This window comes from Aquiflexum balticum DSM 16537 (genome assembly GCF_900176595.1).
Classification (GTDB): domain Bacteria; phylum Bacteroidota; class Bacteroidia; order Cytophagales; family Cyclobacteriaceae; genus Aquiflexum; species Aquiflexum balticum.
The window spans coordinates 312,568-325,833 of record NZ_LT838813.1; the positions used below are offsets into that span (position 1 = coordinate 312,568).

A 13,266-nucleotide genomic window follows, 5' to 3' on the forward strand; every position below is an offset into this window, starting at 1 on the left:
TTACAGGTTTGAGAATCTTGGATAAAAACATGATTCTAAAAATATGTATTTAAAAATCATTATTTCTTTGATTTCGGATATTATTTAAGGCATTGTTTATGCCCTCGTGTGAGTAAATTAATGTTGCAGTATGATCAATTTGTTTGTTGTTGTAATATTCTGTTACATGCAAAGACAGTTGATTTCCTAAAACTTTTAGTTCTTTATGGTTAAAAAAACGATCGGTTGTTGTTATACAAGTTTCAGCTCCAAATGCCCTTGCGTATCCTTCCATTGCGCCAAATGCATTTCTAATTTCTATCAAAACAAGTTTGTCTAGATAAAAAAACAATTTAATACATCCTATTCTGCTATTAAATAGTGTGTATTCATGAGAATTTGTTATTCTATATTCTTCAAATTTATTATCACCTGAAAAAATTATATTACTAAGAGCTCCAAACACAACAAAATTTCCACAAGAATTTGAGTCTAAAAAATAAGATGTGCTTTCAGTAGATAGCTTGTGTTTATTTTTGATCTCAGATAAAGAAGAGCCTATCTTAATATCTTTAAACCCAAGATCATCAATTGATGGATTACGACATGTATTTTCATAATTTAAAACATAAAAATAACTGAAAACCACATAAAAACATATAACTATTACTTTCATCTTATTGAATTTACTTTTGGAAATATTTTGATATAACTATTATATAGCGCTAAAATAAATCGGAATAATAGAAAATTTACTTACTTTGAAATCATTTATTTGATTTTCAAGCAAAAGAATTACCCAATTTAATTTAGAGTTGATTTTTGGTATCAACTAGATCAACCTTACCCAAACCTCTCCCTCCCCTCATTCAATTCACCTACCAACTCTTCAATATCCTCTACAGAAGTATTGTAATTTGTGATGCAGGCACGGAATGTAGGTTTGCCAAAAATAGGATAAATGGATATCCATGACTTTCCGGAATCAATGATTTCATTGATGACAGTTTTGGTGAAATCAGGATGATCAAGGTAATTTTCATCCATAAAACATACCACCGGAAAAGGACTGCTGTTCATAACGGTCCAACCACCTTTCTCCAACAACTCTTTTAGCTTTTCCCCGATTTTTGTCTGGTGTCTTATGGTTTTCTCATAACCCTCCCAACCGAAAATCATCAATGCCAAATACAGCTTAATGCCATAAGCCCGTCGGGACCATTGGATGGAATGGGTAAATGGATCGACAATTTCAAGGTCTTTGGCTTCCTTGGGCATATATTCGGCGGTGATTCTGAAGGTTTCTGATAAAATCCCCTTATGTCTGGTAATAAACAGACTTGTCCCCATAGTTACGGACAACCATTTGTGTGCATCAAAAGTGATGGAGTCTGAAAGTGAAATGCCGTCGAGTAGATCTTTCAGATCTGGATGCAATACTGCGGCACCGCCGTAAGCAGCATCCACATGAAACCAAAGCGCGTATTCATCCGCTATTTTTCTTATGCCAACCAAATCATCGATGGCACCGGTTCCTGTAGTCCCTGCTGTCCCGATGACCATAAATGGCTGATAACCTTCCTGAACATCTTTTTGAATAGTTCCTTTCAGTTGTTCCAGATCCATTTTCAAATCTTTCCTCACAGGAATATTTCTGATAGCATCATATCCCAAGCCCACAGTTTTTGCCGCTTTATGCACTGAGTGGTGCGACTCTGCCGAACAATACATCACTGGTCTTTTGCTCATACCAAACCAACCTGATTTGGCAAATTGAGGAAAAGCATGATTAACAGCACACAAAACTGAGGTAAGATTAGCTTCTGCACCACCACTTGCAAAGACACCATCTATGTTTGCATGTGGATAGCCAAATTTTTTCCCAAATTCAGCAATCAGGTAATTCTCAATTTCATTGGCAAAAGGAGAGTGACTCCAAGCTGCCAATTGGGGATTAAAAACAGCAGTAATCAAATCACCCATAATACTCGGGAAGTTTGCCCTCGGATTGTAAAGACCGAAATATTTAGGATGCGGGGTGTGGACCGAATGGTTTTTCATTCCCTCCACCAAATGTTTGATCGCCTCCTTTGAAGTCAAGTGTTCCGAAAAATTCACCTTTCTTACAGCATCCACAATTTTTGAAATATCCAACTTTGGAGAAACCCGATTTGACTTGGTATCGGAATAATATTTCTCAAGCAAGTCAATGGTAAATTTGTACAGTTCCTGTCTCTCGGAAGGGTTTAAATCAAAGCTTTGCATGTATAGTTATCGTTAGGCGAATTTAGAAAAACAAGATGAAGAAAAATCCTTATTACTACCCAAAACAAACCCTATTTATTTAAAGAATTTCTTTGACTTAGAGGAATTTATTTTAACCAAAACAGTAACAAAAAAACAAGAAGATTGGCCTGATTGATATTGAATCAAAAAAGCCTCCCAGTTTTATGGAAGGCTTTTCTTGATTCTTGTTGGTTCAAATATCTCGGCTATCGCATCTCAATACTCACCACTTAATTCTGGTAAAAAAACCTTCGAGGTTTTGAAAACCCCAAAGGTAATTCCTAACTCATCTTGGCTCTTGATTCTTGGCTCTTTGCTCTTGTTTCTCAAATCTCACGTCTCACTTCTAAACCTCAGTCTCAGCATATTCCTCCACCGGAATGCAGCTACAAACCAGGTTTCTATCTCCATAAGCAGAATCAACTCTTCTAACGGATGGCCAGAATTTATTCCCTTTGACAAATGGCAATGGATAAACTGCTTTTTCTCTCGAGTAAGGAAAATCCCAATTATCAGACAATGCCAATACCGCAGTATGGGGTGCATTTTTAAGCACGTTGTTTTCTTTATCTGCCTTGCCGTCATACACTTCTTGGATTTCTTCGCGGATCCCAATCATGGCATCGCAGAACCTGTCCAATTCGGCCATTGTTTCTGATTCTGTCGGCTCTATCATTAAAGTTCCCGCTACAGGGAAAGAAACTGTTGGGGCATGGAATCCATAATCCATCAATCGCTTCGCAATATCTTCTACCTCAACTCCCACTTCTTTGAATGCCCTGCAATCCAAAATCATTTCATGGGCTGCCCTTCCACCCTTTCCTGTGTAGAGAATTGGATAATGCTTTTCCAGTCTTGATTTGATATAGTTGGCATTCAGAATGGCGATTTTGGTAGCATTGGTCAATCCATCTCCACCCATCATGGCGATGTAGGCATATGAAATCGGAAGAATACTCGCACTGCCATAAGGCGCTGCTGAGATAGCAGTGATCGCAGATGTCCCTCCTGTTTCAATCAAAGGGTTGCCCGGTAAAAACGGTACCAAATGTTCTGCTACACATATCGGCCCCATGCCAGGTCCACCACCACCATGAGGAATGCAAAAGGTTTTATGGAGATTTAAGTGACAGACATCCGCACCAATTCTTCCCGGACTTGTCAGTCCAACCTGTGCATTCATATTGGCCCCATCCATATACACCTGACCGCCATTATCGTGGATGATTTGACAGATTTCCTGAATGGCCTCTTCAAAGACCCCATGGGTTGAGGGGTAAGTTACCATCAAAGATGCCAATTCATCTTTGTGCGCTTCAGCTTTGGACTTCAAATCCTCCACATCAATATTGCCACTTTCATCACATTTGACCAAAACTACTTTCATCCCTGCCATCACCGCTGACGCTGGATTGGTTCCATGCGCGGAAGTTGGTATTAAGGCTATGTTTCTATGGTGATCTCCACGGCTCATATGATAAGCCCGGATCACCATCAATCCAGCATACTCTCCCTGCGCACCGGAATTGGGCTGAAGGGAAGTATCCGAAAATCCTGTGATTTCACTCAACCAGTTTCTTAGGTTTTGGAAAAGCTCATAATATCCGGCTGCCTGATCTTGGGGACAGAAAGGATGCAATTGGCCAAATTCCGGCCAAGTTACCGGAACCATTTCCGCAGTAGCATTCAATTTCATGGTACATGAACCAAGGGAAATCATGGAATGCACCAGCGAAAGATCCTTATTTTCCAGTCTTTTGATATATCGCAACATCTCGTGTTCTGAGTGATACAGATTAAAAACCGGATGGGTCAAATATTCAGATGTCCTGGACAAACCTGTCGGATAATTCAATTCCAATTCAGCGATCATGGTATTCCAATCAAACTGGACTTTGTTGTTGATAGACTTTGAAAAAACCTCCACTACAGCTTTGACATCACTGATGGTTTTAGCCTGATCAAAAGCCAAAACCACTGCACCTTCTTCATACCTGAAATTCATTTCAGAGGATAAAGCAAAAGCCTTTATTTTGGATTGCTGAACAGCGTCTGTTTTAATCTTAATCGTATCAAAAAAGTTTTCATTCAATTGTTTATATCCCAATAATGCCAATGCTTTTGCAGTCAATTGGGCAAGTCCATGGGTTCTTGCCGCAATTTCTTTCAGGCTTTTTGGACCGTGATATACGGCAAACATTCCTGCCATGACTGCCAACAACACCTGTGCAGTACAGATATTGGAAGTGGCTTTTTCTCTTTTGATATGTTGCTCGCGGGTCTGCAATGCCATTCTGTAAGCTTTATTACCATCCCTATCCACAGATACACCTATGATTCTTCCAGGAACTTGCCTCTTGTAAGCTTCTTTGGTAGCAAAAAATGCGGCATGAGGTCCACCGTAACCCATTGGTACACCAAATCGTTGACTGGTGCCCACTACCACATCCGCTCCAATTTCCCCAGGAGGTGTTAGTAGCGTCAAACTCAAAAGATCTGTAGCAAAAGCTGTCAATACATTGTTTTCTTTTGCGGCAGCTACCAATTGGGAATGATCAATGACCGCTCCGTCAAGGTTTGGATACTGCAAAAGCATCCCAAATAAATTTGCTTCAGTAAGATCCAAACTGGAAAGAGGCGCAATAACCAACTCGATACCAATAGGCTCTGCTCGGGTAATCAACAAATCCTTGGTTTGAGGAAATATTTTTTCATCCACAAAAAATTTATTGGCGTTCTTTTTTTCTCTCGGTTTGGAAGCATAAAGCATGGTCATTGCTTCAGCAGCTGCAGTGGCTTCATCGAGCAAAGAGGCGTTGGCCATTTCCATTCCTGTCAGATCCATCACCATGGTCTGGTAATTGATCAGGGCTTCCAATCTTCCTTGCGCAATCTCAGCCTGATACGGCGTATATGCAGTATACCATCCAGGGTTTTCAAGGATATTCCTTAAGATCACACCTGGAACAATAGTATCATAATATCCCAAGCCGATAAAAGATTTGAATATCTTATTTTTTAAGGCCAATTTTTTAAAATCCCTCAAAAAAGAGGCTTCTGTTTTGGATTTGGGGAGATCCAATGGTTTTACCAACTGTATGGCTTTTGGAATGGTCTGATCGATAAGTTCGTCCAAAGAAGCTGCTCCGATACTTTGCAGCATCAATTGGACTTCTTTAGGTGAAGGACCATTATGTCTTTGCTCAAATTTGGTAGAGGGGTCTAGTTTAATCTTCATTATATGTTAAGATAAAGGACAAATTTGGGTTATATTCTCATCAATTTTTAGGTAGTGCAAATGTATAAATTATTGAATGATAATAATTTTTTAAACCCAAAGAAATATACCCTAGTAACATCCAAATTGACAAACGGTTTTAATCTAATGGGAATTATTTCTATGTTTGGCTCCTTAATTTTAAATTCTTTCAGATTTTATATGAAAAAGAAAATATGGATAGCAGGAGCATTTGCTCTCTTAGTTGCTGGACAGACCGAAGCCCAAGATGCCACAGCATTAAAATACGCTAACACAATCACTGCGACTGACCTTGAAAAACACCTGACTTATTTGGCCTCAGATGAATTGGAAGGTCGGGATACAGGTGAAAAAGGTCAAAAATTAGCTGCTGAATATTTAGCTGGTTTTTATAAAAATCTTGGACTTATGGGCCCTGTCAATGGGAATTATTTTCAGGAATTCAACCTTTCCTCGGTTTCTTATCCCCAAGTGAACCTCAATGTTGGAAAACAAAAACTGGTTAACAATGAGGACTTTATTTTCATAGGTGATGCAGATATGAAAAAACTTGCAAAAACGGAATTGGTGTTTTTGGGTCTGGCTACTGAAGAAAATCTGAAAAAAGTAGATGTCAAAGGTAAATTGGTCGGCCTATGGGCAATCGGCAGTAGAGCGCAGACAGTAGTTCCTGAAGTAATGGAAGCCGGTGCTGTTGGAATAGTGGTTGTAACCATGGAAGGACAAGCTAACTTTGATAGAGTAGCAAATAGGTATAAATCCTTAAGTGGAAGGGGCAGATTGGGTTTTGAACAACCAACCAAACAAGAGCCCATATTTTTGGTAAGCTCAGATAAAATGGCCGTTTTATTTGATACTCCTGTAGAGATTTTGAAGGAGGCCGCAAAGAACAATCCTGAATCTATTAAAACACAAAAAGTCTCTTATTTGGTAAAGAAGGAAAACAGACTGGTACCTACTGAAAATGTCATGGCTTTCCTGGAAGGTACTGATAAAAAAGAAGAGGTCTTGGTGATTTCTTCCCACTATGACCACGTAGGAATTAACAGCAAAGGAGAAATAAACAATGGTGCAGATGATGACGGCTCGGGTACTGTTTCAGTAATGGAAATTGCAGAGGCATTTGCTTTGGCTGCAAAAGATGGCAACCGACCAAAAAGAAGCGTTTTGTTCCTGAATGTGACCGGAGAGGAAAAAGGCCTTTTAGGTTCTGAATATTATTCCAACAATCCAATTTTCCCCTTAGAAAATACGGTGAACAATATCAACATTGATATGGTGGGCCGGATAGATTATGAATATCAGGACGCGGAAAATAAGGATTATGTATATGTGATCGGGTCGGAAATGCTTTCTTCGCATTTAAAAGTCATCAACGAATACAACAATATCACCTATACCAATCTGATTTTGGATTACCGGTATGATGCAGAAGATGATCCAAACAGGTTCTATTACCGATCTGACCATTATAATTTTGCCAAACACAATATTCCTGTGATTTTCTTTTTCAATGGCGTTCATGATGATTACCATCAGCCTAGTGATACCGTTGATAAAATCGAGTTCCCTTTGATGACCAAAAGGGCAAAGTTGATTTTTCATACTGCTTGGGATTTGTCTAACAGAGAATATAGAACACCTGTAGACGGCTCCAATACAAGGACTGCCAGATAATATGAAATAATGAAAACATCATCCATTTTTTTTCTGGTCTTTCTGATGTACATCCAGCTGTTTGCCCAAAAGCAAAAAGTATGGTTGGATTCGGATACCGGGAATGAAATGGATGATCTTTATGCAATTGTACGATTATTGAAGGAGCCTTCTCTGGACGTGGTTGGCTTAAGTTCAGCCCATTTTAATAATCCGGATCTTTTGGTTTTTGAAAAATGGAATGCCTATGATACCAAAGATTTGAATACTTTGGAGGATAGTCAACGACTCAACAAACTTATTCTGAAAGCCATGGGGCTTTCCCATATCCCACATCCTAAAGGTGCAGATAGGCAAATCGGCAGAGCCTGGGGCGGTCAGGAACCAAGAGATTCTCCCACAGCGCAATCCATTATTTCTTTAGCCAAATCATTGCCCGAAGACGAAAAACTGGATATCCTGACTTTAGGGGCACTGACGAATGTGGCTTCTGCCATTATCATTGCTCCTGAAATTTTACCCAAAATACGTGTTTACGCTTTGGGAGCCAGATACAATCAAAACACTCGTGCCTGGAGCAAAAATGAGTTCAATATCAGAAATGACCTCAATGCCTTCGATTACCTTTTGGATCTTGCAGAACTTGATTTTACCATCATGCCACTGGAAACTGCATTTCCATTGCAATTTGACAGGGACCTGACCTACCTCAAAACTGACGACAATGTCCCCGTAGAAAAAATTCTCGCCGACAGATGGAGAGAACAAAATCCCCAGGATAAGACCAGGATCATGTGGGATTTGGCATTGGTACAAGCCTATATTTTGCCTCAGTATTCAGAGAAAATCACGGTAAATTCTCCTCCTGAGAACAAAACCTATACGGTTAAGATTTTTTCGAAGATAGACAGTCAAGCAATGACGGATGATTTTTGGAATGTGCTTAAAAAGTAAAAATTTTGCAGAAGAAAAATCCGCCAATTCTTCGCATAAATTCAGCAAGCAAAAAATCACCTTTCAAGGGAAAATAGTTTGTTGGTATTGCTAAAATCCATACTTTAAATGCTCTATACAATAAATTCACCAGATGAATAAATCACTAAGAACCCTGATTTGCCTCAATCTATTTGTATTTACCTTTTGCAGTGGCCCTGATATCCCCAACATGCTTGATTATAGCAAATGGGAAACTTTTGGCGGAACCAAAGATGCCGCCCGGTACTCCGCTTCCAGTCAGATCAATAAGGAAAACGTCAAAAATCTCGAAGTGGCCTGGACATTCAATACCGGTGATGCCACTGAAAGATCCCAAATCCAATGTCAACCAATTGTGGTAGATGGTGTATTATTTGCGACCAGTCCGCAGGTCAATGTTTTTGCATTGGATGCAGCTTCAGGAAAATTGCTTTGGCGATTCAATCCATCCCAATTGCTTGGAGGACAAAATTCCTGGGCCGGGACAAACCGAGGAGTGACCTATTGGCAAGAAGGCGATGATAAACGGATATTATTCACAGCTGGGAATTGGCTGATGGCCTTGAATGCTACAGACGGAAGACCCATCGAAACCTTTGGGGAAGGAGGAAAAGTGGATCTTCAGAAAAATCTGGATACGGATTTGGCAGAATTCCTGATCGTATCCAATACTCCTGGCATTATTTACAAAGACAAATTGATCATGGGTATGCGCCTTTCTGAAGGCCTTGATGCTGCCCCTGGTCATGTCCGGGCATTCAATGTGAAAACCGGAGAAAGAGAGTGGATCTTCCACACCATACCCCATCCTGGAGAATTCGGACATGATACTTGGGAAGCAGAATATTGGGATAAAATCGGCGCGGCCAATAACTGGGCCGGTATGAGTCTGGATGAAGCAAGAGGGATTGTGTATGTACCAACAGGTTCAGCAGCTTATGATTTTTGGGGTGGCTACCGTCACGGACAGAATTTATTTGCCAACAGCCTGATTGCATTAGATGCAAATACCGGGGAGAGAATCTGGCATTTTCAGGCCATTCACCATGATATTTGGGACCGGGACTTCCCAGCCAATCCAAACTTGATCAGAATCAAAAAAGACGGAAAATGGATTGATGCTGTAGCACAAACTTCTAAGCAGGGTTACGTTTACGTTTTTGATAGGATCACAGGAGAACCTGTCTGGCCCATCCACGAAAAGGCCGTACCACAATCAGATCTTCCGGGAGAAAAAAGTTGGCCAACCCAACCTCAGCCAAAATTACCGGAGCCTTTTATGAGAATGGCCTACACAGATAATGAGATTCTTAGTCTCACCCCCGAATGGGAACAAGACATCAGGTCAAAACTGGAAAATGTAAAATATGGAGATATGTGGTTGCCCCCAAGTCATGAACATGGAATAGTTTTGTTCCCAGGAATGGATGGTGGGGCTGAATGGGGAGGTTCTTCTTTTGATCCTTTTACTCAAACCATGTATATCAATGCCAATGAAATCCCTTGGGTGATAAAAATGGGTGCAAACCCAAAATTTGATAATTTAGGGCAAGGTATCTATGTGAACTACTGCGCCAATTGCCATGGAGTAGACAGAAAGGGAAATCCACCTGCTTTCCCAACTTTGATGGACCTGAATAAAAATTTTAATGCATCTTCCTTAGACGCTTTAATCAAAAACGGGAAAGGGGCCATGCCGGCATTTGCACATATTTCAGAAAATGACAGGAAAGTATTGGTAGATTATCTTCTGGGAAAAGAACAGGATCCAAATGCAGAAAAGAAGGAACTTGAAGGCGGGGTGGAAAGGCTTACCCCTCAATATGTCATGCAAGGATATTCGAGGTTGCTGACCGAAGATGGCTATCCAGGTATTCAGCCTCCTTGGGGAACCCTTACTGCCATGGATATGAATACCGGTAAAATCAAATGGCAATCAGTTCTTGGAGAATTTGATGAATTGACTGAAAGGGGTTTTGAGCCAACAGGCTCGGAAAATTATGGGGGGCCTGTTACCACGGCCGGAGGTTTGGTATTTATTGCTGCCACCAAAGACGAGAAAATCAGAGCCTTTGATAAAGATACTGGAAAAGTGCTGTGGGAAGCAAAATTACCTGCTGCTGGTCATGCTACTCCTGCTGTCTACGAGAAAAATGGGAAACAATACATCGTTATTGCCTGTGGTGGCGGAAAAGGCACTAAATCCGGAGATGCTTATGTAGCTTTTGCTTTGCCTGAAATCGAAAAAAATAAATGAAACCAACCCATCTTCCGGAAGAAAAGAAGATGGGTTGGTTCTATTTCTGACCCAACAAAGTCTTTATCCCTTCCAATAATTGCCTGAAACTTTCCTTGAAATGTACCTTTGACTCTTGAAAATTGGGTTCCACTTCATCTTTATAAAGTTTCTCGACTTTTTCTTTTCCCTTATTAAATTCGTCTTCTAGGGTGGTCTTCTTTTCTTTTAAGTCTTTGATCTTCTTTTCAATTTCGTCCTTTGCCTCACCGCTTGCGTTGGTGCCTTTTTCGATTAATTGTTCTATTTTAGTGCCAATATCCTGAAGAAGCGATTCCACTTCTTCAAACCCTGTTTTTTTATCCGACATAATTCTAGATGTTTAATTTTAACCCTGTTAAACGATGGTTTCTAATATAGTAAGTAAGCTTCAGACTACCAGCAAACTGAAATATAATTTATTTGAAAGTACTGAAAAGCTTTTCGGGGAACTGGAAATAATCTGTCGGGAATTAATGCAGGAAATTATTGAAACCAACAAAGAGGAAAAGCCCATTCCACTCAAAATTGAAAAAATCAATGATTATGAATTCATTTTTAGGATAGGTGGGGATGTTCTGATATTTATTTTGCAAAGTAACATTGTCAGACTACCTGACGATACCTATCTCAGTAAATCCAAATATTTAAAAAAAGATGTCTCTCTCAGGTATTTTGGGCAGATTCTGATTTATAACTTTCTCAGTGATACCTTGACATTCGGCAGACTCGAGGACCCTGGATATTTGATAGGGAGAATTCTACTCAATAGAGAAAATAAATTCTTTTTGGAAGGGGACAGAAAAATTGTTTTCAACTTTCCTGAACTGAAGGATAACCCCGTTTCCAAAGAAAAAATGAGGGATTTGGTGGAGCAATTGGTGGTTTCGGTATTGGAAAATGATCTTCTTGCACCGGCCTTTCAGGACATTATGCTGATCTCCTACCACCAAAAACTGGAACATACATCCAGCATGGGCAATCCCCAAAAAATCGGATTTGATCTATTTGCCAAAAATAGGGAATAATTATTCGTCTACCAGTTCATTGGCACTGGTCTGTTTTTCATAGAGTTCTGCGTAGGTACCTTTTTGCGCCATCAGAACTTCATGAGTACCCTGTTCTACCAATCTTCCGTCATCAAGTACAATTATCTTATCGGCAAGCTTGGCTGAAGAAACCCGATGCGAAATAATGATAGAGGTCCTTTTTGTCATTATGTCCTTCAGCGCATTCAAAATGGCATTTTCTGTTTTGGTATCCACAGCTGAAAGACAATCATCCAAAAGCAGTATACTAGGTTCTTTAGCTATAGCCCTGGCAATAGAAACTCTTTGCTTTTGACCCCCCGAAAGGGTAACGCCGCGCTCTCCCAATTTTGTCTCAAAGCCGTTCTGAAACTCAATGATATTTTGATAAACATCTGCATCTTTGGCCGCTTTTTCAATTTTATCTTTTTCGATTTCATCCAGACCAAAAGCAATATTGCTTTCAATGGTATCGCTGAAAAGAAATACATCTTGGGGAACATAGCCGATTTGTTTTCTCAAGCTGGAAATGTCATATTCATTGATATTCCTTCCATCAATCCATATCTCTCCTTCAGTGGGGTCATACATCCTGAGCAATAAATTGGCGATTGTTGACTTACCTGAACCGGTAGTACCGATAATTGCCAGAGATTCTCCGGAATTGATCGTGAAACTGACATTCTCCAAGGCCTTGATACCCGAGTCAGGATATACAAAAGAAACATTTCTGACTTCAATATTTCCGGCAATGTGGTCATTCAAAGCATGGGAGCTGATCATAGGGTTTTCTTCATCCAAAAATTCATTGATCCTTGCCTGCGAAGCTGCTGCCCTTTGAATGATACTCGTGACCCATCCAAGAGAAGTAACAGGCCAGGTCAACATGTTGACATACAATATAAATTCGGCAATCACCCCATACCCGATCCTGCCTTCCATCACTTGAATACCTCCAATATAAACTGTCAGAATAGTACTGATACCTATCAGGGCCATTATCAGCGGAAAAAAGAGAGATTGAACCATAGTCAGACTGATGGATTTTTCCTTATAATCCTCACTTGCTTTTGTGAAATCATTTGCACTGTCATCTTCCCTGACAAAAGCCTTCAAAACCCGTATTCCTGAAAACGCTTCCTGAACAAATGTGCTCAATCCGGAAAGACTTCTTTGGATTTTCTCAGACCGCTCATTGATCATGTTATTGACAAAATAAATGCTGATGGAAAGTATCGGCAAAGGCAACAAGGAATAGATCGTAAGTTCCACATTGACTGTCAACATATACCCGATTACCAATGGAAAAAGTACAAGTAAATTTATACCATACATCAGTGCCGGACCCAGATACATCCTGACTTTACTGACGTCTTCAGTTATTCTTGCCATCAAATCCCCTGTACTGTTTTTCCGATAAAAGCTTAGGGGTAGTTTCTGATAATGTTCAAAAATATCATTCTTAAGATCATATTCAATCAGCCTAGACATGATGATGACCGTCTGTCGGATGAGGAAAAGAAAAAATCCTCTCAATAGAGCCATTATTAAAATCAATACCCCAAAAACCAGGACAAATTTCAAGAATCCACTTCTTGCCATTTCAGCCAATTGACCATCTCCAAATACCTGATAATAGGTAAAACTCTCTACCACAAAATCTATTGAGATTCTGACCAATTGGGCTGGAATAATTACAAAAATGTTGGAAATAATAGTGAATAATGTTCCCAAAAGGAGATACCACTTATATTTATATAAATATTTATTTAATCGGAGAAGATGTTTCACAAAATAAAAACTTTAAA

General features: G+C 39.8%; 9 protein-coding genes. 4 read left to right on the forward strand and 5 right to left on the reverse strand.

The genetic code is table 11. The annotated features are described in order from the left end of the window. Window positions 1–49: 49 nt before the first annotated feature. The 3 genes from B9A52_RS01465 to gcvP form a co-directional block, all read right to left on the reverse strand. A complete protein-coding gene (locus B9A52_RS01465) occupies window positions 50–655 on the reverse strand; it encodes a hypothetical protein (RefSeq protein ID WP_084118626.1) in 606 nt (201 codons plus the stop codon). 167 nt (window positions 656–822) lie between these two features. After that, window positions 823–2,244 (reverse strand): pyridoxal phosphate-dependent decarboxylase family protein, encoded by a 1,422-nt coding sequence (locus B9A52_RS01470; RefSeq protein ID WP_084118627.1) that lies wholly within the window; start codon window positions 2,242–2,244, stop codon window positions 823–825. Window positions 2,245–2,611: 367 nt separating this feature from the next. After that, a complete protein-coding gene (gene gcvP / locus B9A52_RS01475; RefSeq protein WP_084118628.1) occupies window positions 2,612–5,503 on the reverse strand; it encodes an aminomethyl-transferring glycine dehydrogenase in 2,892 nt (963 codons plus the stop codon). Window positions 5,504–5,704: 201 nt separating this feature from the next. Here gcvP and B9A52_RS01480 point away from each other — a divergent pair, with 201 nt between their 5' ends. From B9A52_RS01480 to B9A52_RS01490, 3 genes are all read left to right on the forward strand, one after another. Continuing rightward, window positions 5,705–7,201, forward strand: coding sequence for a M28 family peptidase (locus B9A52_RS01480; protein ID WP_084123348.1), 1,497 nt, complete (start codon window positions 5,705–5,707; stop codon window positions 7,199–7,201). A gap of 9 nt (window positions 7,202–7,210) precedes the next feature. Beyond that, the gene (locus tag B9A52_RS01485; protein ID WP_084118629.1) at window positions 7,211–8,134 is read left to right on the forward strand and encodes a nucleoside hydrolase; all 924 of its coding nucleotides are present in this window, start codon (window positions 7,211–7,213) and stop codon (window positions 8,132–8,134) included. A 133-nt stretch (window positions 8,135–8,267) separates the two neighbouring features. Continuing rightward, window positions 8,268–10,412: an outer membrane protein assembly factor BamB family protein gene (locus tag B9A52_RS01490; protein ID WP_084118630.1), complete on the forward strand. Its 2,145-nt coding sequence runs from the start codon at window positions 8,268–8,270 to the stop codon at window positions 10,410–10,412. 40 nt (window positions 10,413–10,452) lie between these two features. On the opposite strand, the gene B9A52_RS01495 is transcribed toward B9A52_RS01490, so the two are convergent. Then, a complete protein-coding gene (locus B9A52_RS01495; protein WP_084118631.1) occupies window positions 10,453–10,761 on the reverse strand; it encodes a hypothetical protein in 309 nt (102 codons plus the stop codon). Window positions 10,762–10,795: 34 nt separating this feature from the next. Between B9A52_RS01495 and B9A52_RS01500 the strand changes: the two genes are divergently transcribed. Further along, entirely contained in the window at window positions 10,796–11,458 is a 663-nt protein-coding gene (locus B9A52_RS01500; protein WP_084118632.1) for a hypothetical protein, read from the forward strand. Here the strand turns inward: B9A52_RS01500 and B9A52_RS01505 are convergent, their stop codons facing one another. Next, a complete protein-coding gene (locus B9A52_RS01505; protein ID WP_084118633.1) occupies window positions 11,459–13,249 on the reverse strand; it encodes an ABC transporter ATP-binding protein in 1,791 nt (596 codons plus the stop codon). Between the last annotated feature and the right edge of the window lie 17 nt (window positions 13,250–13,266).

Bases quoted from the DNA above. Each gene is read 5' to 3' on its own strand.
- B9A52_RS01465 (WP_084118626.1), bottom strand. From the start codon at position 655: ATGAAAGTAATAGTTATATGTTTTTATGTGGTTTTCAGTTATTTTTAT.
- B9A52_RS01470 (WP_084118627.1), bottom strand. From the start codon at position 2,244: ATGCAAAGCTTTGATTTAAACCCTTCCGAGAGACAGGAACTGTACAAA.
- gcvP (WP_084118628.1), bottom strand. From the start codon at position 5,503: ATGAAGATTAAACTAGACCCCTCTACCAAATTTGAGCAAAGACATAAT.
- B9A52_RS01480 (WP_084123348.1), top strand. From the start codon at position 5,705: ATGAAAAAGAAAATATGGATAGCAGGAGCATTTGCTCTCTTAGTTGCT.
- B9A52_RS01485 (WP_084118629.1), top strand. From the start codon at position 7,211: ATGAAAACATCATCCATTTTTTTTCTGGTCTTTCTGATGTACATCCAG.
- B9A52_RS01490 (WP_084118630.1), top strand. From the start codon at position 8,268: ATGAATAAATCACTAAGAACCCTGATTTGCCTCAATCTATTTGTATTT.
- B9A52_RS01495 (WP_084118631.1), bottom strand. From the start codon at position 10,761: ATGTCGGATAAAAAAACAGGGTTTGAAGAAGTGGAATCGCTTCTTCAG.
- B9A52_RS01500 (WP_084118632.1), top strand. From the start codon at position 10,796: ATGGTTTCTAATATAGTAAGTAAGCTTCAGACTACCAGCAAACTGAAA.